Source organism: Pseudoduganella violaceinigra DSM 15887, assembly GCF_000425385.1.
Lineage (GTDB): Bacteria > Pseudomonadota > Gammaproteobacteria > Burkholderiales > Burkholderiaceae_D > Rugamonas > Rugamonas violaceinigra.
This window is the reverse complement of the sequence record NZ_KE384358.1, coordinates 274,736-293,027: the sequence shown is the minus strand read 5'-3', so window position 1 is coordinate 293,027 and position 18,292 is coordinate 274,736. Positions and strand designations below refer to the sequence as shown.

General features: G+C 56.4%; 23 protein-coding genes. 20 read left to right on the top strand and 3 right to left on the bottom strand.

Annotated elements, in window-relative coordinates; genetic code table 11:
- Window positions 1–62 precede the first annotated feature (62 nt).
- The 16 genes from H597_RS0123900 to H597_RS0123840 all read left to right on the top strand — a co-directional run bounded on the left by H597_RS0123900 (window position 63) and on the right by H597_RS0123840 (window position 11,319).
- Window positions 63–701, top strand: a complete 639-nt coding sequence (locus H597_RS0123900) for a hypothetical protein (RefSeq protein ID WP_028104324.1) — start codon at window positions 63–65, stop codon at window positions 699–701.
- A gap of 120 nt (window positions 702–821) precedes the next feature.
- On the top strand, window positions 822–1,526 hold the full coding sequence (locus H597_RS0123895; RefSeq protein ID WP_028104323.1) for a DUF6058 family natural product biosynthesis protein: 705 nt from the start codon (window positions 822–824) through the stop codon (window positions 1,524–1,526).
- 76 nt (window positions 1,527–1,602) lie between these two features.
- Window positions 1,603–2,487, top strand: coding sequence for a hypothetical protein (locus tag H597_RS0123890; protein WP_028104322.1), 885 nt, complete (start codon window positions 1,603–1,605; stop codon window positions 2,485–2,487).
- 156 nt (window positions 2,488–2,643) lie between these two features.
- Window positions 2,644–3,501 carry a helix-turn-helix transcriptional regulator gene (locus H597_RS32300; protein ID WP_051294064.1) on the top strand — a complete coding sequence of 286 codons (858 nt, stop codon included), beginning with the start codon at window positions 2,644–2,646 and terminating at the stop codon, window positions 3,499–3,501.
- Window positions 3,502–3,530: 29 nt separating this feature from the next.
- Window positions 3,531–4,055, top strand: coding sequence for a YbhB/YbcL family Raf kinase inhibitor-like protein (locus H597_RS0123880; RefSeq protein ID WP_028104321.1), 525 nt, complete (start codon window positions 3,531–3,533; stop codon window positions 4,053–4,055).
- A gap of 68 nt (window positions 4,056–4,123) precedes the next feature.
- A complete protein-coding gene (locus tag H597_RS0123875; protein WP_211232081.1) occupies window positions 4,124–4,330 on the top strand; it encodes a transposase in 207 nt (68 codons plus the stop codon).
- A 201-nt stretch (window positions 4,331–4,531) separates the two neighbouring features.
- On the top strand, window positions 4,532–4,966 hold the full coding sequence (locus tag H597_RS35145) for a hypothetical protein (protein ID WP_154668260.1): 435 nt from the start codon (window positions 4,532–4,534) through the stop codon (window positions 4,964–4,966).
- 288 nt (window positions 4,967–5,254) lie between these two features.
- Window positions 5,255–5,572: an NTF2 fold immunity protein gene (locus H597_RS34360; RefSeq protein WP_083941256.1), complete on the top strand. Its 318-nt coding sequence runs from the start codon at window positions 5,255–5,257 to the stop codon at window positions 5,570–5,572.
- Window positions 5,573–6,121: 549 nt separating this feature from the next.
- On the top strand, window positions 6,122–6,502 hold the full coding sequence (locus H597_RS35415; RefSeq protein ID WP_161630639.1) for a hypothetical protein: 381 nt from the start codon (window positions 6,122–6,124) through the stop codon (window positions 6,500–6,502).
- Window positions 6,503–6,652: 150 nt separating this feature from the next.
- The gene (locus H597_RS0123860) at window positions 6,653–7,162 is read left to right on the top strand and encodes a hypothetical protein (RefSeq protein WP_154668259.1); all 510 of its coding nucleotides are present in this window, start codon (window positions 6,653–6,655) and stop codon (window positions 7,160–7,162) included.
- Window positions 7,163–7,187: 25 nt separating this feature from the next.
- On the top strand, window positions 7,188–7,505 hold the full coding sequence (locus H597_RS0123855; RefSeq protein WP_154668258.1) for a hypothetical protein: 318 nt from the start codon (window positions 7,188–7,190) through the stop codon (window positions 7,503–7,505).
- 255 nt (window positions 7,506–7,760) lie between these two features.
- Window positions 7,761–8,261, top strand: a complete 501-nt coding sequence (locus H597_RS35140; protein ID WP_154668257.1) for a hypothetical protein — start codon at window positions 7,761–7,763, stop codon at window positions 8,259–8,261.
- 81 nt (window positions 8,262–8,342) lie between these two features.
- A complete protein-coding gene (locus H597_RS35135; RefSeq protein WP_154668256.1) occupies window positions 8,343–8,651 on the top strand; it encodes a hypothetical protein in 309 nt (102 codons plus the stop codon).
- Between the two features lie 1,131 nt (window positions 8,652–9,782).
- Window positions 9,783–10,040, top strand: coding sequence for a hypothetical protein (locus tag H597_RS0123850; protein ID WP_154668255.1), 258 nt, complete (start codon window positions 9,783–9,785; stop codon window positions 10,038–10,040).
- Window positions 10,041–10,171: 131 nt separating this feature from the next.
- Window positions 10,172–10,555: a hypothetical protein gene (locus H597_RS0123845; protein ID WP_154668254.1), complete on the top strand. Its 384-nt coding sequence runs from the start codon at window positions 10,172–10,174 to the stop codon at window positions 10,553–10,555.
- Between the two features lie 254 nt (window positions 10,556–10,809).
- Window positions 10,810–11,319: a hypothetical protein gene (locus H597_RS0123840; RefSeq protein ID WP_154668253.1), complete on the top strand. Its 510-nt coding sequence runs from the start codon at window positions 10,810–10,812 to the stop codon at window positions 11,317–11,319.
- A 125-nt stretch (window positions 11,320–11,444) separates the two neighbouring features.
- Here the strand turns inward: H597_RS0123840 and H597_RS33540 are convergent, their stop codons facing one another.
- The 3 genes from H597_RS33540 to H597_RS0123825 are packed head-to-tail and all read right to left on the bottom strand — an operon-like array spanning window position 11,445 to window position 14,523.
- Complete coding sequence (locus tag H597_RS33540; protein ID WP_051294063.1) at window positions 11,445–11,924, bottom strand: hypothetical protein; 480 nt, start codon at window positions 11,922–11,924, stop codon at window positions 11,445–11,447.
- The gene (locus tag H597_RS0123830) at window positions 11,921–13,120 is read right to left on the bottom strand and encodes an acetate/propionate family kinase (RefSeq protein ID WP_028104312.1); all 1,200 of its coding nucleotides are present in this window, start codon (window positions 13,118–13,120) and stop codon (window positions 11,921–11,923) included. Before H597_RS0123830 ends, H597_RS33540 begins: the two co-directional genes overlap by 4 nt.
- Complete coding sequence (locus H597_RS0123825) at window positions 13,117–14,523, bottom strand: bifunctional enoyl-CoA hydratase/phosphate acetyltransferase (RefSeq protein WP_051294062.1); 1,407 nt, start codon at window positions 14,521–14,523, stop codon at window positions 13,117–13,119. Before H597_RS0123825 ends, H597_RS0123830 begins: the two co-directional genes overlap by 4 nt.
- Window positions 14,524–14,995: 472 nt before the next feature.
- Between H597_RS0123825 and H597_RS0123820 the strand changes: the two genes are divergently transcribed.
- From H597_RS0123820 to H597_RS0123795, 4 genes are all read left to right on the top strand, one after another.
- Window positions 14,996–15,250 carry a hypothetical protein gene (locus H597_RS0123820; RefSeq protein WP_154668252.1) on the top strand — a complete coding sequence of 85 codons (255 nt, stop codon included), beginning with the start codon at window positions 14,996–14,998 and terminating at the stop codon, window positions 15,248–15,250.
- A gap of 544 nt (window positions 15,251–15,794) precedes the next feature.
- Complete coding sequence (locus H597_RS32290; protein ID WP_211232080.1) at window positions 15,795–16,088, top strand: hypothetical protein; 294 nt, start codon at window positions 15,795–15,797, stop codon at window positions 16,086–16,088.
- Between the two features lie 818 nt (window positions 16,089–16,906).
- Window positions 16,907–17,242 carry a hypothetical protein gene (locus tag H597_RS0123810; protein WP_154668251.1) on the top strand — a complete coding sequence of 112 codons (336 nt, stop codon included), beginning with the start codon at window positions 16,907–16,909 and terminating at the stop codon, window positions 17,240–17,242.
- A gap of 588 nt (window positions 17,243–17,830) precedes the next feature.
- Window positions 17,831–18,238, top strand: coding sequence for a hypothetical protein (locus H597_RS0123795; RefSeq protein WP_154668250.1), 408 nt, complete (start codon window positions 17,831–17,833; stop codon window positions 18,236–18,238).
- The last annotated feature ends 54 nt before the right edge of the window (window positions 18,239–18,292 follow it).

Sequence of the window (18,292 nt, the reverse complement as noted above, 5' to 3'; positions counted from 1 at the left end):
GCGCAAGCTTGGCGGTTTTGTCTTTAAGGGCGCACTTCACAATATTTCAAAGGAAGCAAAATATGATCATCTGGGGATCGAAAGGCGAGGCAGTGGTACTTGATGCGCATGAGCACAAGCATTGCCCTACCTGTGAAAAAGAGCGGAAGTTCCTGCTTCAGCTGCAGTACAAGGTCAGCCACATCTGGTACATCTTCAAATGGGTCTCCTCGAAGCAGTACGTGCGGGTGTGCGAAATTTGCCTCCGCGGCGACAGGCTGGTTGCCAAGTCGGTCGAGGAGCGTTTCGGAAAACCGCCTATTCCATTCATGTCCCGTTGGAGCTGGGTGTTCCTGGCAGCGCTGGTCGCCGGTATTGGCGTCTTCGGTTCCATCGAAAGTTCGAACCGCAGCAGCCAGGTGCAGATGTTTGCCGCGGCTCCGGCAAAAAACGATATCTATGTCCTCAATATCTCGAGCCTGATGAAGGCGCCCGAGTCCTCTTATATGTACGGGGTGCTGCGGGTCAAGAGCGTCGATGGCAATAACATCGAATTCGATGCGCCGCGCGTCACCTACAATAAAGTGACCGGAGCAACGAAGGATGTGGATGGTGGAAAGGTCGCGCGGCCGGACTATTTCGACGGCTCGCTGGTTCTCTCCAAGGCCGACATCACGCGCCTGCAGAACGAAGGCGCGATCCACTCGATCGAACGTAACTGAACGAGTGTCACGATCCAAGCCGCCATAGCGCAAAGCATGGCGGTTTTTTTTCCTTGGTGTTGTTGGGCTGTATAAAAATACAGTATAAAATTGGCCCGAACAAACCACCTTGGATTCGACATGCCCGCACTGGACGCCTACCTCACAAAACATTTCCTGACATTGGAGGGCATGGCCGCCGCATGCCAGCTTCCGCTCAATGATTTTCGTGGCCTGGTGCAGGATCGCCTCGTCCCCGGGCCGTCTTATGTTGTGACGGGCATGTCGCGCGTGAAGTCCTTCGTCTTTGGCGACATGCCGGCCGGCTTCGCCCAGGATGGGGAGTACTTCCACCCAGCGACGGCGGCATGGGTGATACGGGCGCAGGCCGTCATTGCAGATGTCGGGCGCGAGCGTGCCCACGAGGTGTTGAAGCTTCAATTCGATCGGAATATCCGATCAGCGCTGGCTGTCTTGAACGCAAGTACCTGGCACATGGCGGATAGCTTTACCGATGATGGCGCGGTGCTGGAAGAAGGGATGCGCAAGCGCCTGGATTCGATGTGGACGCATTTTCTGGCGGGGACATTCGGCCTGTGCGTGGCCAATCCGGTTTCCGAGCAGGCGATCGCCCAAAAGGAGGTGCTGCAGGAAAAACTCACTGCGTTAAGCGGCAATGGCGCCCGCGCTGATTTTTCTCCCGATGAAGCGGCAGGCCTGCTCGAACTGATCGACGCTTTTGCGCAGAGTGCGATGCCGTTTTCACCGGTTGAATATCCTTTGAGCAGCCGCAAACGATTGGTCGATGATTTGTCCGTCCGGCTGAAGGCAATCGCCGCCAGGTGAAAATTGGAGAGCTTTAACTGGCTTCGGGGAAGTTATGATGCGGGCGCATCGTCTGAAGTGAATCCAAGGAAGTGAAATGCAGTCATTAAGAAGCGCCTTTGCGGCGCTCGCAATTTTTCTATGCCTGCCAGGCGCTCATGCCGGCATCAAGGAGTCGACGGACAAACTGCTTGCAACACAGGATGAGGCGAATATCGACTTTATCCGCAAGGAGGTGCTGGACGAAAGCGCCAACATGGTTGCCCGCGCCGATAAGTTTCTTGCCGTTTTCCAGCCCGAGCAGTCCCTTGTTGTCCGCACCAGGTTTACCACCTATGTGCTGGCGCGCAGGGGGGAGGTCCACGCTGCTTTGAGCGTTACCAATGCGGTGGACAACTATCGGGAGTTTTCACCCGAAACCTGGCGGGAAGTGTTCAGTATCTTTGCCAAGCGCAAGCAACCGAAGCCGACTACCAGCTACCAGGACAGGTATTTTGAGGGGCTGAGCAGATGGCCGCGGGGCTATGCCGGAGTGGTTCATGTCATCGACGGTGGGACCAGCCGCGACTACCTGTTGGCGACAGAAGATATGTTTGTCCACCATAATGCCAGTCTATCCAGAAGGCTTTTCTGCGCGACTATCATGGCGGGCATGCAATGCATCGTTGGTGACACCAGCGAAGACGGCTGGGTACCAACGCTGCTGGAGAAGCTGATGACTACGATGCCAACCGCCCCTGCTTTCGCGCGCGACATGGCTTTATGCAAAGCGGCCATGGAATCCCAATACGAGGCGGCGCTTGAAATGATCAGGCGGGGCGCGAACGTCAATGCGCAGCTGAATACCGGCAAGACATGTATTCCAGCCCACGCCAATCCAGCTTACCTGAAACAGCGGCGCTGGATGGAAGAGCAGGGCGGGGATCTCTCCAAACCCGATATCTTTGGCGACGTGACCGACTTCGAGCCGTGGAATCGGTAAAAAACTCCGCAACGTGCGCGGAAGTCCACGGTTTCTACGTCGACCGCAACGTTTGGCCTGCGGATTTGGCTGCGGAGTACGCGATTGCCGCTTGCTCCTTCGTGCACGTTGCCGCAAAGGCGACAGCATCTGAATAATGCGAGACCCGGAAGCAATATGGAGGCGTTAAGGCTGTCAGCAAAAGTGATGCAGGAAGCAGGGGGCGCGTTGCCTTTCTCTGTTTATTCGTCCGTTGAGGAGCAGAGGATCGTCAACGTGCCGATCATCAAGCCGATGCTGATCTGCGTGCTCGGTGGCAGCAAGAGGCTTGGCAGCCGCGGCGAGATCGAATGCCCGGCGGGGAGTTTCATCCTCCTGTCCAACCGCCCCGGCATCAATATGCGGAACATTCCCGGCGATGTTGAATACACGGCACTGATTGTCGAATTCGAGTATGAAGATTTCAACTGCCTGCCGCCCAGGAAGGGCAGGTCGGAGTCCTTCGTCCAGGGCGATATCAATCCTGCGATCGAGAGGTCCTTGCAGCAGTTCGTCGAATGGTCCGCGTTTGCGCCACCTGCGATGTGGGGCGTGCGCCGGCAGGAGATCCTACAGCTGCTTTATCACTTGGGGTACGAGCAGGTAAGTGAGGTGATCGAACCGCCCAGCCTTAGCCACAAGTTGCATGGCCTTGTCTGCGCAGACTTCAGCGTGGATCACAATGTGGATGTCCTGGCATCGACCTTGGCCCTCAGCGAGTCCACGCTTCGGCGCAAGCTGGCCGCGGAAGGGACTACACTGCAGGCGATCAAGGACCGGGCAAGACTGGGATTCGGCCTGCACCTTGTGCAAACGACTCTCGATCCCATTGGGCGCATTGCGGAACGGTGCGGCTATCAATCGCAATCGCGTTTTACCGACAAGTTCAAGCAACTCTTCGGCGTTACTCCTACTGAACTTCGTCGAACACGAATGAGCGATTCGGGCGAAAAGTTGGCGGAACAGGGCCTAAACCGATTCAGTGCCGTTGCCTAAGATATGCGCTCCAAACTACAGGAGCTCATATGCGACACCTTATTCTTGCAGCACTGATGGCCAGCAATTGCGCAATGGCCGGTTCGCTGACTTTGACCAGTACCGATATCGCCGACGGTAAGTTCATGGGCAAGGCCCAGGAATTCCTGGGCTTTGGCTGCAGTGGCGGCAACCAGTCCCCGCAACTGTCCTGGTCCGGTGCGCCGGAAGGCACCAAGGCTTTTGCCATCCTCGTGCACGATGCCGACGCGCCGACCGGCAGCGGTTGGTGGCACTGGCAGCTTGTCAATATCCCGAGGGAGGTGAGCTCCCTTCCGGCGGGGGCCATGGCGCCGGCAGGCAGCCAGGCGATGAACAATGACTACGGGGCCAAGGGCTTTGGCGGAGCTTGCCCACCGCCGAAGCACGGCGTACATCACTACCGCTTCACAGTGCATGCGTTGTCGCAAAAACTCGAGCTTCCCGAAAACGCATCGGGTGCTCTGACGGGGTATATGGTGAACGCCCATTCGCTTGGCTCCAGCACTATCGAGGCATTGTACCGACGCGATTAAGATACCAAGTGCGACAGGTGGCTTTCTTCAGAAAGAGCCAGGCATCGCCACTGACCTGCACTCAGCGCATGCGGCAAGCGATCGATACGCCCCGCGGACTCGCCCTATACTGCCAGCGGATGGCGACGGTGGAACCAGTCTTTGCCAACGTGCGCTTCAACAAACGGCTCTATCGCTTCACCTTACGCGGACGGCACAAGGTGAGCACGCAGTGGCAGCTTTACTGCCTGGTGCACAACATCGAGAAGCTGGCACGCAGCGGTTATGCGGTCTGATACGGGCGAATAGAGGCCTATTTCCAGCCTTTTCTTGCCCGACAGGCAGCGTATGCGGCAAACTATCGGGATGTTAAAGAATTCAGCCGAGTTGCTGATGAAGATTCCGGAAGGTGGCGCAAATCCGCGTCGCAACGGGACTTTTATACAGCCTCAGCGGACACCCTATGGCTTCCGCTGAGCACACACGTTAGCGAACCCATGAAAGCATCGTACTACTTTACTTTCGAAGAGGACTGGCGACGTGCACCGGTTGCCTTTTGGGTGCACGTTCCCGTGCCTGGAACGGAAAAAGATTGTTCTCCTCCGGCGCCGGAGGCCATTCCCCATAAGGGCTACTTGTTCTTGCACATTGAATTTGAGTCGTACGAGCTTCAGTTCAGCTCGCCTGCTCAGCTGGATCACTTCATCGAGGTGTTGGCCTCAAAGCCTTTGCCGACGTCTCATCAACTGTCCCTGCGGCGAGGCCTGCCTGTGGGTCCAAATAGTCATTGGCTTAGTCGTCTGCCTGCCGCCCTTAAAGCTCCGCGCAAGCGTGAAAAACTGGTACAGGAATTGCGTTCGATTATGAGGGAGACCGCTGGCCAAGGCGCTAACAATGCATTCCAGCCGATGCCTTCGGCGCGGCTGAATTAACACGTTGGCCATCGCTGTGAGCATGATGCACGCTTCGCCCTATTCGCTTGGCTTCAAGCCCCACTGCTCGCCATTACTGGCTATTGGTGGCGTTTGCGTTGCTGGCGGCGCGACCACGTCGGGCAAGATCAAGTCACTGCGCTATGCTGCCGTTTATGCGGGCGTATTCGCGGATGCTCAATCGGTTGGCCATTCGTTGCGAGCTCACGCGCGCGGCCAACACTACATTCAAGCCGACAGCTACGGCGCTGCGCGCCTCCGCCGTCGGTTAGCACCATTTTGGGTCACATGAAGAATCTTACGACGCTATCTTTTTTGTTCCTATTCGCGGCGAATGCTCTCGCACAGAGTTCGGAGCCGCACAATTTCAAACCAGAAGCCGGCTATGTGCCGGATGCAATGACGGCAATTCGGATCGCAATATCGGTTTGGACTCCGATTTACGGCGAAAAGAAAATTGCTTCTGAAGCACCTTATCGCGCGGTGCTAGTAGATGGGTTTTGGATTGTGGAAGGCACGGCACCAAAGGGGTATAAGGGTGGCGTTGCAGTCGCGGAGATCTCCAAGAACGATGCCACCGTTCGTCGGATTACCCATGGTAAGTAATTGCCCATCTATTTCATCAACCGGGCCTACGCATCGCTACGCGCTGCTGCTCATGCCGGTTACGACCAATGATGATGGGCAGCCTAGATGAAAGTACGATAAGTATCGAAGAAGATGAAGGCGGTGCTGCCGTAGTCTCGTTTGATGGTGTCGAGGTCTCAGCGATGGATTGCCTTGGATATGGGAAGCCGAATCAGTTCTATGCGGGTCAACTTTTTGACCTCGCTTTACTTGTCTGCTTGACGATGATGGTCAGATTGATTGGGACTCGCTGTTTGATGGGGATCCTTACGCGGGCAGCAAAAAGTGAGCACGCAATGGCAGCTATGCTGCCTGGTGCGCAGCATCGAGAAGCTGGCGCGAAGCGGCTATGCCTTCTGACAGGTTGATTAGAGGGCTATCTCCAGCCTTTTCTTGCCTGAAAGGCGGTGATTGCGGCAAACTGGCAGGATGTTTAAGAAATCAACTGCGTTGCTGATGAAGATTCCGGAAGATGGCGTGAAGCCGTGTCGCAAAGGGATTTTTATGCAGCCTCGTTAGACCTCGAACATGCCAAAAATCTGGACCGAGATTGCAGACCCCAACCGACATACTGATTTCATGTCGGATTGGAGCATTGGTGGAAGGCGGGCAGCGCCGCCTTCTGACAACCTGCGGCGTCGAAACGTTCTCTTGATAGAGGTCTGCCAGTTTACGTTCCAGTTCCATTCACTAGAACAATTGAATGAAGCGATCGATTTCTTCTCAAAGACGGTACATCCATCGAGCCGAATTAGCGGCGTCGAACTTGAACATTATTGGCAGCCTTGGTCGCAGCGGCTCCCGAAGGGCATGACTTCTCGAAGTCGTCGGGTGCGTGTGCTGGCGGCTCTGCGAAAGGCCGCTTCAGGAGTTTCGGTCAAATGCATTCCTTTAACACTAGCTCTATAACCTTTAGCTCAACTGAACGCGCTGACGCGTCAGTTGGCACCACTTTATAGATCCGGGAAGTCCTGGCGATCTTGATGGTCCATGCACGCGCAGCCTTGTTGTGATTGGTCCTGTTCTGAACGCCAGGCGCCATTCCAACATTAGAATTCCATGAAACGATTATTTGGTTTGATTTCGCTTGCTGGCTTTACGGCAGCTCTAATTGTGCACGTTCTTGCGTTGACCGGCGTGGATGTCTCCGAGCATTTTCCGGCGGTTTGGGGGCTGCACGGGGGCATTTTTCTGGTGTTTATTCCTTTTGTTTTCTTCAGCCGGAAGACACTTGGGCCGAAGCCTACATTTGCAGAAATTCGAAATGCGTTTCCGATGTGGGTTGTCGTGCTAGGCTGCGGCATCTTCGCGTACGCGTTGCTTAACTTTGCGCTCACCATGGTAGGAAGCGAAGTAGGCAATCCATCCATTGTTGACGGCAAATATGTACTCGTCAGTCATGGAAAGCATGTCCGAGAGCTTACCGCACTAGAATATTCAGCGTTCAAGGCGAACGAGATACGGGGCTTCTCTGGGCATTGGCTGGCGTTCTACTTTATGCCATTCGCCTATTTTATGTTCGGCAGAGATTCCAGCACCATTCCAGCAGATGCCTGGCGGCGCCGCTGAATAGACGCGTTTGGCTCCCCGCATCGTGTACCTGGACGAAGAAGAATTCGCGGAAGTAATCACCTACCTCAATAAGGACAAGGAGGCGCTATCGCCTGTGCATCGAGTCGCGCTTGGGACAGCCCTGATCGCCCCAATCAAGCTAAATGTAGACGACTCTTCTGGCGAGTTCGTTGTCGCGGTTGCGGCCTTCGGCGGCAATTTGCTGTATTGGTCCGACATTGAAGAAAGCTGGAAGTTTGCGAACGTTGGTAACCAGGGAAAAATGTCCACTCGTGGATGCGATCAATTTGAGCTTTGTCACGTTATGATTCACCTCGTTCGTGGTTCATGTGCGGTCTGACCCATTAATTGACCGGACGGCTTCCGCGCTGCGCGTTTCAGCGCTGGTTATCATGCACTAGCACCTCGTGCTTTTAATCGATTCGCCACAGCATATGTGGCGGTTGTCGCCATCGGCGAATTGGCGGCATGTCAAATACGTTGAGGGTGGAGGCCACAACATGCACGAAATACAAAGCTGGTGTTTCTATGAGCCGGCCTAAAGATAACTTCCCGTGGACGCCTAACCGCGACACCGAATCCGTACCTTAGGAATATGAAAGAGAAATCGAGAATACTTTTGGTGGTGGCAGAGCTTCAGTTTCTGTGCGCGCTCGTTCTGCCGGCGTTCGAAATCGTTATATTCGGTAAACCATCTGTTTGGGATGGCTGGCAAGCTGCAGGGGTAGCTATGGCCTTGGTTAGCGATGCTGCAAAGGATCCAACGCTTCTTCCTCTCGCTTTTGCAGGGCTTGGGAATGCCGTTTTCGTTATTGCGCCGTGGCTCTTATCGACTGGTAGGTTTGGGCGAAAGGTGTTACGTGCGTACGGCTGCGCAGTCGTGGTCGCTTTTGTCTTGGCGCTTTGGGCGCCATTTTCAGAAATTGCTGGATCCCCAACGCTCTTAATTGGGTATTTTGTCTGGCTCTCGGCCTATGTCGCGCTCTTTGGGGGCGTCGTTCTGCGCCTCGAAAGTAGGGGTGTTTTTTGGCAAGGAACGAGGCGATTATGCCTAATTTCTACTTCCTGCGGACGCCTCGATGGCGACGCTTCCTGAGAAGTTCACACGCGACGCACAACCCTTCGTTCGAGCGGACGAGCGTACGTGCCTCGCTCAATTCAATCGTTATTCATCCTCATGAACAGCTTCGCTAGTCTTTCTAGAATTGACGATTGCTCCGTAGCGATGGACGGTGGTTCTCTGGGGATTGCTCTCTCGGATGAAACGGGCACGATCAGTCATTTCATGCTTAATCGCTCTCTTGCTGCCGTTGGTGGTCCGACGTTCAATCAGGTATCGGATGCCGATGGTCCGCTAAACGAAGTTGCCCAAGTTTCACTGTTGGCGGCATTAACGATAATTCTTGCCAGGACAGATCCTTCCAGTCCATGCTTCGATCTGCTCAATGAATTCGCCGGCAACCTTGGAGGCCCATCGAATGCGTAACCCTGCAGGCTGCAGCACTGCCTCCGCGCTGACCTCGCCACGACCATGCCAAAAATCTGGACCGAATTTGCAGACCCCAACCGACATACCGATTTCATGTCGGATTGGAGCATTGGTGGAAGGCGGGGCACATTTGATTGAAAGGGGGCGGCAGAGCGAGCGGCATCTGCGTTACGTGATGGCGCACTTTTAGTTGAACAGCTCATTTCGCCGAACTTGGCAAACAACGAGGACGGGCTGACGCCCGCCCGTTATTTTTGACGCGGGACTCCACTACGATGGAAGAATCGATCACGCTAAACCTTCCTTACGACCTGGGCGTATCTGAATGGACGATGGTGATGGAGGTATATCGCACTATGGACTGATGGATTGACGACCAAGGCTCATGGTTTGGTTCACTGGAAAGCGATCAGTTCATTACGACTTCGGTTGAACCAGGTGGGCTACTGGTGGCGGGGAAGATTGATAGCCGGCTCTTTCGGGGTTGGGTGACCAAGCTTTGCGCAAAGTTGTCTCTCGCTCTAAATCGCGAGGTCTACGATGCAGAAGTTTGATTCGCCGTTTCCGCCCCTTTACAATATTCCTATGGACGCCTACTGCGCCGCTCGATCGACACGTTAGCTTACGCACATGCGCGCACTCACACTCATCGCAGTCTTACTGGCCTGCACCGGCCAAGCCACTGCTTGCACGTGGGATCCTTCATTTGTTTCGCCATCGGCCAAGGCCTTATCGCCAGACCAGTTCCGGGGCATTGGCAAGGCTATGTCAGTTCATTCCATCATCTCCCAGCTTGGCCCGGCTGCTCGAGACGTGGGTTCGGGGCTATACGTGTTGCAGTGGGATGTAACGGACGGTCGCGTCTTTTTTGTTTAAACTGCCAGCCTGTGTGATAAGCCCATAAACGTTGGCTTCCTTCGCGCGGGGTCTGACAATTCCTTCAAGCCGAAGCCACTTCGTGGCCCGAATTAATTGAGGTCGCTGCACAAGCCAAAGCTGGGCTCTATCGCTCCGGTTGGCGTGAAAAACAAAATTAGAGAATTCGTTCATTTGATGGTCACGAGTGCAGCCTAAAAAATCAATTCATCGAGCGCCTGACGGCGTTGTTAATCTTTCACGTAAGAGTCTATGAAGCGTCGTGCAATAATTCTATTGGCATCGGTGTTCGCGAACGTCGCGTTTCTACTGTTCGATATCTATCCTGAGCTGGTGACCTTTGCGCAGATCGAACCTGCTGGCACCGCCCTCGGTGACATCGTTGGTGCCGCAGCTGCTGGTCGAGCGCAAGTCCTTGGCTTGCTGAATGCAACACATAATTTTCTGTTCGTACTAGCGGTCTTGAATGTCGCAATTGTTTGGTGGGCACTCAAGAGTGCGAAGCCCTAACGCTGTAGGCCAATAGACTGTCTCCACACTGCGCGCATCGGCATCCGGTTGCCTGAAAACCTGATGCCTCACAAAGCGAGGAAATTTGGCCATCTTGAACGGAGCGACAAATATGTTTGGGATTTTTTGACATGCCTAAGCAAAAGTTCTCAGCGAAGCTGATGAATGACACCAAGTGGCGAGAAGTGCTGACGCTCGTCGCGCGACTCTCAATTCAATTTGAGTTCTCCTACGTCGGAGCAAAAACCTTTCAGATCGGTTCAATTTCTTCGCTCGAACTCTTGGGCGAGCATGGCATCGCGGACCCTGGGATTGGTGGTAGCGGTCCTGCCGCCTACAAGGACATTTTGGCCATTCGAGTGTTTCGTTTTGCAAAAAAGCGTAACCCGCTCACTGGCTCAGTCTCAGCCGATGAGGCACTTAGCGAGGAGTTCCTGAGGCTTACTGGATCGTTAGGTCAGCTCCCGATCGAGGTGCAATCAGAGTTTATCTACGTCCATGGCTATGGTCGCTGACCGGATCCTCAACTCATCCGCCAGGGGAGACTCTTGCATTTGCTGCTAAGGTGCTGACGTTATTGATCACTTTCCCGTTATTGGCTCATTGATGAAGACGACTTCGAGATTTATAGACCGCAGATGCCCGCGGAAAGATCAATGCTGCGCACGTGGATAAGGGCCACCCCGCGCAATTCCTGACGACTCATGCTATCAGCTACACGCTGGAACGGATACGTGGATATATCTCAATTTACTTGGAACCGCTGCTCATGAATCAGATTCAACGCCTGAAGTCTTTGTTCTTCCTCATCCTGATAAGTATTTCGCTACAGGGATGCGTGGCTCTTTTTAAATACGGAGAGCAGACCACTCAAACAGAGATGCCGAGCGTATTGGCGACCGCCAAATCTCCATCGGCATTGACCTCAGAGCCGCCTGTCATTTCCGCCGCAGCAGATAAGCAGAACGGTCGCTGGGTTGCGACTCCCTCCAGCAGCTGGATGCGAGATAACTGGGGCAACCCTACGCGCTTGAAGATAATTTCCGATAAACCGAAAGCGGAACTGTGGACTTACGAATTCGAGAAAATTTGGGGCGGGGTGATGCCGGTGCTCGTTGTTCTGCCGATCCCTCTTCGCGCCCCAACAGGCAGGGAAAAGATTGAGTTTCTGCTGGAAGAAGATCGAGTTATTCGCGCGACAGTCACCAGAGCCAAGGACCAATACGGAGGGGCATTTTTGTTTTCACCGGACGGCCCATTTGTCAAATCCCTCGAATAGCATGCGTGCCGCATAAAAAGCGGATAAAGGGTAGTTTCGCCCAAACGGATCTCATTCGTTGGCCGCCATCGCTGGAAATGCGCGAGGCGGGCGCGCTCCCAGAGTCTGTCCCGGCAGGATGCGTCTTATTTGGTGCGGGACACCGTAATTGTCGTATTTTGCAGGTCTATGCCCAGGATCTGCAGGGAGCCGAAATGAAGGCTGTCGTTTGGATTGCAGCGAATATTTCGTAGATCGACTTCGCCGATTGTGGCTGGCAATGGCACTCTATATGAGCCGTCGCCGGCCGCAGTCCAAGTGGGCATATTGTTACCGAAATCAACGTCCCGGATTTCGATATCAGTGGTAAGCAGGTTCAGTGCGCGCAGGTATCCGATGATCGGACTTCGTGCTGCGCGCGGCGGCAAAGCCGTGTGCAGGGACCCAGTGCCGGGCGTCGTTGCGTCAGCCGGCATGCGCCATGGCAGAGGGCGCGTGACCGCGCGCAACTCTCCGTCGTTCAAAGCCTGCAAGGCAGGATGCACCGGCGGCAAAGACTGTTCGTCGGCCTGCGCTGCGCCTAGAAAAGCCAGCAATACGGCGGTTGTCAATCTGGCGTAATTCATCGCAGCTGCTCCCGCATATCAAGGATGCCGCGCGCGTGGCGAGCCGCGATCCATTCCTCGTTGGTTGCTTCGACCGCCACGATCGGTCCGGTGCCGCGGCTGATCACAGCAGCGTTTCCCCTGTTGGCTGTCTCGTCGAGCGCAACGCCGAGGAAGCCAAGCGCTGCGCACACGCGGCTACGGATTTCGGCATTGTGCTCGCCAATGCCGGCCGTGAACACCAGCATGTCCAGCCCGCCCAGCACGGCGCACAGCGCACCGATTTCGCGCACGATGCGGCGCACATACAGCGCCAGGGCATCACGGGCGCGTGGCGCGCGCGCCTCCTGCTCGAGCAAGACGCGCGGGTCGGCGGAAATGCCCGACACGCCAAGCAGGCCCGATTCGTGATACAGCATATGGCCGACTTCATGTGTGCTCAGTCCTTCAATATCCATCAGATAGAGCAGGGCGCCGGGATCCAGTGCGCCGCAGCGGGTGCCCATCATCAAGCCATCCAGGGCGGAGAAGCCCATGGTGGTGGCGACGCTGGACAGGCCCTGCATCGCGCACAGGCTTGCGCCGCTGCCCAGGTGAGCGGCGATGACGCGGCCTTGTGCCGCGGCGCCGTGGCGGACGACCAAGGCGTGCGATAGATATTCGTAAGACAGGCCGTGGAAGCCGTAGCGCCGCAGGCCGCGCTCCCAGGCTGCGTAAGGCAGCGGCAGCATTTGTTCGACCACTGGCAGGGTGTGGTGGAAGGCGGTGTCGAAGCAGGCGACCTGCGGCAATCCGGGCCGGCTGGCGAGCAGGGTTTCGACGGCTTCCAGCGCGAAGGGCTGGTGTAACGGCGCCAGCGGAATATACCCGCGCAGGTCCGCCAGCACGTGGGCGTCCAGCGGCACCGGTGCGCTGTATTTCAAGCCGCCGTGCACCACCCGGTGCGCGATGGCCGCCAGCGCCTCACCGCTCTGCTCCAGGCGCTGGTCCAATCGCGCGAGAATCGCGCCCAGCGCCGCGTGATAGGGCTGGTCGCCGCCCGCCGGCAGGGTGTGGGGCGCGGCGCCAGAGACTTCCAGTATCTGCCCGGCACCGGTCACACCGTCGATTTTTCCCTGCCACAGCGCCTTGTCGCCCAGGCGGGATTCTTCGGCATCGAACAACGCGAACTTGATGCTCGATGAACCGCAATTCAGTACCAGAATGCGCTTGCTCATGGTGGACTTGCCTCGTATTGGCGTGCCAGTAGCAGGGCCACGGCGCACGACGCCAGCCGGGTTGCGCGGCTGTCGGCGCGGCTGGTCAGGATGATCGGCAGGCGAGCGCCCAGCACCACGCCGGCGCTGTTTGCATCGCCCAGGTATTCCAGCTGCTTGGCCAGCATATTGCCGCTTTCGAGGTCGGGCACAACCAGCACGTCGGCTTGCCCGGCGACCTGCGAGACGATGCCCTTGATGCGCGCGGCCGCGGGCGAGACGGCGTTGTCGAAGGCCAGTGGACCGTCCAGCAAGGCGCCGCTGATCTGGCCGCGGTCGGCCATCTTGCACAGGATTGCCGCGTCCAGGGTGGCAGGCATGTGGGGATTGACCGTTTCCACCGCCGCCAGGATGGCGACGCGCGGCGTGGCGACGCCGATGGCATGCGCCAGGTCGATCGCATTGCGAATGATGTCGGCTTTTTCCTCCAGCGTCGGCGCGATATTGATGGCGGCATCGGTGACGATGAACGGGCGCGGGTAGGCCGGGGTCTGCATCACGAAGCAGTGACTGATGCGGCGCTTGGTGCGTAATGCGGCGCAGGCGACCACGGCGCCCATCAGTTCGTCGGTGTGTAGGCTGCCTTTCATCAACAGTGCTGCTTCCCCCTGGACGGCCAGTTCGACTGCGCGCGCCGCTGCCGCATGGCTGTGCGGCACGTCTTCGATGCGGCAGCCGCCGAGGTCCAGCCCGGCCTGTTCTGCCACGGCCAGCAGCTTGGCATGCGGCGCCACCAGGATCGGCGTAATCAGGCCGGCGGCTTTCGCATCGAGCGCCGCACCCAGACTGGCCTCGTCGCAGGGATGCACGACAGCCGTGGCGAGCGGGCCAATGCCGCGCGCATGCGCCAGCAAGGCCTGCATTTCACCGCCGCCCGGCATCAGGCGCACCTCCGGCAGCGTGGCGCGCGGGCGAACAATCGCTTCGGTGGGAGCAATGACGTCAGCCTCGCCGGTGATGACGATCACGCCCTCCTGGTTGACGCACTGGCAGGCCAGCTTGAGGCGCTTGCGTGCCTGGTCGCGGGCCGTGACGGTGACGCTGGTGGTGAGCGTGTCGCCCAAGCGCACCGGTGCGGTGAATTTCAGGGTCTGGCCCAGGTAGACGGTGCCGGGGCCGGGCAGGCGCGTGCCCAGCACGGCCGAAATCAGGGCGCCGCCGAACATGCCTTGCGCAATCACGCTATGAAAGCGCGTGTTGGCGGCAAATTCCTGGTCCAGGTGCTGCGGGTTGGCGTCTCCCGACAGTACTGCAAATAGCTGGATGTCGGCGGCGGTAAGGGTGCGCACCAGCGTTTCCGTATCGCCCACGGCGATGTCGTCGAATACGCGGTTGCGGATGGTGCTCAAGTCGTCGGGCAGCATGGTGGAACTCCAAATATTCGAAAATTGTTCTGGCCATCTGCGCGATAGTAGCGCGGAAGCGGTGCAGCGAATTCATAAACAGGGTGGCGCCGATGGCGGCAACAGTCAGGAGCTGCAGCTGGCATCAGATTCTGCACCAGGGCGGACATGCTCTCGCATGGCGCGCACTTACTGGTCCAGCTGTTCATCGGCCGCGTACCGGGCGAGGGGGCTTTCTGGCATGGTCGGATCCAAAGTCTGTGGGCCGGGACGCGGCGCCGCGCTTGCGAAAAGTGCATATTGCCAAGGCCTCACTTTAGGGAGTGGACTGCTGGATTTCCATGACCTGGATCAAAATGCGCACGAACGTTCTAACTCAATGCGAGGAGCACGGCGTCGGAGGCTTGTCAGGGCCGGACCTGGCTGGTGGCCTGGTCATCAAACTGAAATATTGGCTGGGTAGGATAGGTGCGGAATGCTTTTGGGAGCCCCGATGTTTTTTATCCGCTACAACTGGGCCTTGCCGCTCAGAGCACAATTCGCAGTTTGCATGGCGCTGATTGTTGGCCTGTGCTGGGCGCACAGCTCGAACGGGCAAGCGGAAACGTTCGCAGCGCTGCACCACAATCGTTGCCTGCAGCAGCGTGGGGCGTCGGCGCCCAGGGAATGCGCTACACGCACGATTCAACTGGCCTCACATCTGCACGGAACGGAATTTGGCGAGCAGGTGGCTGAACTACTGCGCTGAAGCGGCTTCGTATCGTCGCTCAAGGTGCGAAACGCACTACTCGCGCCCCGCGCCAATGGAGTTGGCATCCCACCCTCAATGCGCTTTACAGCCCCGGGCAGGAGATTCGTCCAGCTGTGATTTTTCGCCGTGATAAAATTTGGCAGAACGTTAATTTGGCGTTCGCTATACGGTTAGCCATCTTCGGGCCATGAATCACAAAGGACAATGAATGGGACAAACCCTGGGAAGCCAAGCATTTGGATCTTGGTACGACATTCTGTATTGGGCGCTTTTCTCGGGCGTTTTTTTCTATCTCGCTGCTGCGAGTTCAAGCTGGCCGCTGGCTACAAGGAGCAAGATGCCTTCCTTCCTTGCGAATCGGAAAATTTGCATTGGCCTGGGAGTCGCATTCGCCATTGTAGCGGTTGGAAAGCTTTTTCGACTTTGGTAATTCGTTCCTGCCAACCCATCAACCGGCACGTCGCTTTGATTAGCGCTGATAAATACTTAATTGATGAAGATGTAAATCCTTGTCCGAGATGACATTCCGCTCGGCTTCGCCATGGTGGCAGTTGCGCACGCATCGCTCGCCGGCTATCTGAAGTTTCAAGTTTCCCCGGAAGTGAAAGAGTGGCGTTCCGGCCCTTTCTTCAAGGCGGTCTGTAAAGCCAAGCAAAAGGAGCTTGAGAACGCCAAGCTTGTTTCGGGCCACGTAGTCCTCATAGAGTCTGCGCTTGGCAACCAGGAAGTCGCCATCGTTTTCAAGCCGAGGGCGGAGTGGCCTAAGATGTTCAGGTTCTTAAGGCTTTGCCGCGATGCGCCCCCGGTATCAAAAGAGGGAACCAAGGAAGTCTGATGCTTTCGTACTAACTGGCTTGGCGGTGCTGTACGGAGCCTCGTGGCACCTAAGCGGGCAACGCAACACTTCATTCGCCTGACACGTTCAGCCCGCTCCTTGTCATGCTGTTTGGCGTGAGCCTTACGAGCTAGCGAGCTTAAGAACACGCTTTTCTTCTCTGGTACCGTCAATTTCAAAGCTCGGTCATTCTGTGATGCCGGTCAACTCAACATCAGCCCCTATGCAAACACTACTTGCGTTTCTATTTTTAATTACCGTTGCTCCATTGACCTCTGCAAAATGCGTAATGCAGCGAATAGCTTTCACTGGTGTTGTTCTTGATTCAAAAGGCAGCGCCGTGTCCAATGCTTTGGTCGGAGTATCCTGGATCCAGCAGTCCGCGCCGGCAGGCCCTGCTATGGCTGCGACTGATCGCAACGGGAGATACGAGATACAGATCTGGTTCGAACCTTACTCCGGTGAGTCGCTGTCCGCGGGGGACAAGTGCGATGCAGTACTTAGCCAAGCCTCTCTGGCCGCCCATGCACGGAACAAACACTCTCTGCCAGTGCTTGTTCCTGTTGGAAAAGCTTCGCGAGTCGATGTTCCGGCCCTCAAGATTGAGTAAGCGATCCGCCGCGACTGAACCGGATTTTTTCTTTTTTGGCGATAGGTCAGCTGGATATGCCAAAGTGTGCGAGGTCGAATCACAATCGACCCGAAATTACTACTGAGTATTACTTTGTACAAATCCTTTCACACGCCTCAGAGATGTCTGCCTGGCGTAAAATTTTCATTAGGCGCGTTGGCCATTGACCTTGTCGCGGAGATGCATCGTGGTTGATACCTTGAATTTGAAACGACCAGAAATCTGGATCGTGTGCGCGATCACGGCAGGGGCTGGGAGCGTCTATTTACTCCCCGTTTCCTGGGTCATGCCAACATTTCTTGCTGCGATTGCGGCAACTCTCCTTTTCGGCATCCTCGCGCGGTTGGGTAAAAAAGACGATCGGCCCGTCAATCCTGCTCTCGATATTGCGATGAGCCTGGTAGGCTTGCCTGCCCGGCCGTTCCAAAAGATTCCGCCGGGTCCGGTGTTGCAATGCTTCTTAGCGCTGGCGGCGTTTACAATCAGCCAGGCCGTGGTAGTGGTGGTGCGCGCGTACATTTAAACATTTGCATACCTCGCGGACTATGCGCCACGAACTGACACTGGTCGTTCACTCTCCCTCGCTCAATACTGGCTCGCGTCTGGTAGAGTGTGAGAATTCGCGTATTTTTCATGGGCTCGGATGCTATCCTTCCGGGCGCGTGAAATCAGTTCAGTAGCGCGCATTGTCTTGAGATCATCACCGCACCCGTCACCCCGATGACGCACCCATTGAGAGAAACAGTCAAGCGCTGCTTCTACCCGTTTGCGAAGGCGCAGTTTATGACTTTGCCACTTGCCACCGTCTCGCCAGAAATGCAGGAATTTGTGCTCAAGTCCGTTCAGGCTTCGGGAGGGAAGGTAGTCGGCTGATCTGCATCCGACTGGATAGAGCTTTACAAGGAGTACGTTTCTTGATGCGACCGCTGATCCATGTTGCTGTTTTCGCGCGAAAGGTCACCGCCGCTGTCTGCGTGGCCATCGCCTTTTGGGGAATCGGATACAGGATGTTCATTGGACTTACGCCAGTCTGGCTTGACCTTGCCACCGCCATTTTGGTCCCGTCGGCCCTCCTTGTTTTGTTGGCTCTTGGCCAGACAGCGAGCCAGGCATGATGGAGTCAAGTCCATTCCCGCATGATTTCTTGGGACTCGCGTTGATCGATGCGCCGCTCGATGCTGTCGTCGCCGACGCACAGCAGTGGTTGACGGCATCCGTGAAATCGCAAGTTCCATTTGAAGTGCAGGATATGCGGCCTTATGCCAATCGGACCGAGGGTTCATACGGCTATTTCTGGTCCCCGCTCGGTAAGCCCGATGGCACGACATTGATTGCCAATGTGAGCATCGTGCACAATCTTGCGCGCCGTTTCAAACACCGTGTCTTGGAGGTTCGGGTATCGCCCGTCGCCGATGAATGGCCTATCTGCGAGATGCAACTGAGCGAAGGCGGTTGCGATAGGCGGTTTATCCGGGCCTTTCGCGGCGATACAAGATGGGAGTTCTATGAGAGGGGATAGCCGCTTCCCTTCGAAATCCTGTCACAGTACAAGAAGCATCGTATTCAAGATCGT

What these genes read in the sequence shown, in the direction of transcription:
- H597_RS0123900 (WP_028104324.1), top strand. Translation starts at nt 63, where the DNA reads ATGATCATCTGGGGATCGAAAGGCGAGGCAGTGGTACTTGATGCGCAT.
- H597_RS0123895 (WP_028104323.1), top strand. Translation starts at nt 822, where the DNA reads ATGCCCGCACTGGACGCCTACCTCACAAAACATTTCCTGACATTGGAG.
- H597_RS0123890 (WP_028104322.1), top strand. Translation starts at nt 1,603, where the DNA reads ATGCAGTCATTAAGAAGCGCCTTTGCGGCGCTCGCAATTTTTCTATGC.
- H597_RS32300 (WP_051294064.1), top strand. Translation starts at nt 2,644, where the DNA reads ATGGAGGCGTTAAGGCTGTCAGCAAAAGTGATGCAGGAAGCAGGGGGC.
- H597_RS0123880 (WP_028104321.1), top strand. Translation starts at nt 3,531, where the DNA reads ATGCGACACCTTATTCTTGCAGCACTGATGGCCAGCAATTGCGCAATG.
- H597_RS0123875 (WP_211232081.1), top strand. Translation starts at nt 4,124, where the DNA reads ATGCGGCAAGCGATCGATACGCCCCGCGGACTCGCCCTATACTGCCAG.
- H597_RS35145 (WP_154668260.1), top strand. Translation starts at nt 4,532, where the DNA reads ATGAAAGCATCGTACTACTTTACTTTCGAAGAGGACTGGCGACGTGCA.
- H597_RS34360 (WP_083941256.1), top strand. Translation starts at nt 5,255, where the DNA reads ATGAAGAATCTTACGACGCTATCTTTTTTGTTCCTATTCGCGGCGAAT.
- H597_RS35415 (WP_161630639.1), top strand. Translation starts at nt 6,122, where the DNA reads ATGCCAAAAATCTGGACCGAGATTGCAGACCCCAACCGACATACTGAT.
- H597_RS0123860 (WP_154668259.1), top strand. Translation starts at nt 6,653, where the DNA reads ATGAAACGATTATTTGGTTTGATTTCGCTTGCTGGCTTTACGGCAGCT.
- H597_RS35140 (WP_154668257.1), top strand. Translation starts at nt 7,761, where the DNA reads ATGAAAGAGAAATCGAGAATACTTTTGGTGGTGGCAGAGCTTCAGTTT.
- H597_RS35135 (WP_154668256.1), top strand. Translation starts at nt 8,343, where the DNA reads ATGAACAGCTTCGCTAGTCTTTCTAGAATTGACGATTGCTCCGTAGCG.
- H597_RS0123850 (WP_154668255.1), top strand. Translation starts at nt 9,783, where the DNA reads ATGAAGCGTCGTGCAATAATTCTATTGGCATCGGTGTTCGCGAACGTC.
- H597_RS0123845 (WP_154668254.1), top strand. Translation starts at nt 10,172, where the DNA reads ATGCCTAAGCAAAAGTTCTCAGCGAAGCTGATGAATGACACCAAGTGG.
- H597_RS0123840 (WP_154668253.1), top strand. Translation starts at nt 10,810, where the DNA reads ATGAATCAGATTCAACGCCTGAAGTCTTTGTTCTTCCTCATCCTGATA.
- H597_RS33540 (WP_051294063.1), bottom strand. Translation starts at nt 11,924, where the DNA reads ATGAATTACGCCAGATTGACAACCGCCGTATTGCTGGCTTTTCTAGGC.
- H597_RS0123830 (WP_028104312.1), bottom strand. Translation starts at nt 13,120, where the DNA reads ATGAGCAAGCGCATTCTGGTACTGAATTGCGGTTCATCGAGCATCAAG.
- H597_RS0123825 (WP_051294062.1), bottom strand. Translation starts at nt 14,523, where the DNA reads ATGCTGCCCGACGACTTGAGCACCATCCGCAACCGCGTATTCGACGAC.
- H597_RS0123820 (WP_154668252.1), top strand. Translation starts at nt 14,996, where the DNA reads ATGTTTTTTATCCGCTACAACTGGGCCTTGCCGCTCAGAGCACAATTC.
- H597_RS32290 (WP_211232080.1), top strand. Translation starts at nt 15,795, where the DNA reads ATGGTGGCAGTTGCGCACGCATCGCTCGCCGGCTATCTGAAGTTTCAA.
- H597_RS0123795 (WP_154668250.1), top strand. Translation starts at nt 17,831, where the DNA reads ATGATGGAGTCAAGTCCATTCCCGCATGATTTCTTGGGACTCGCGTTG.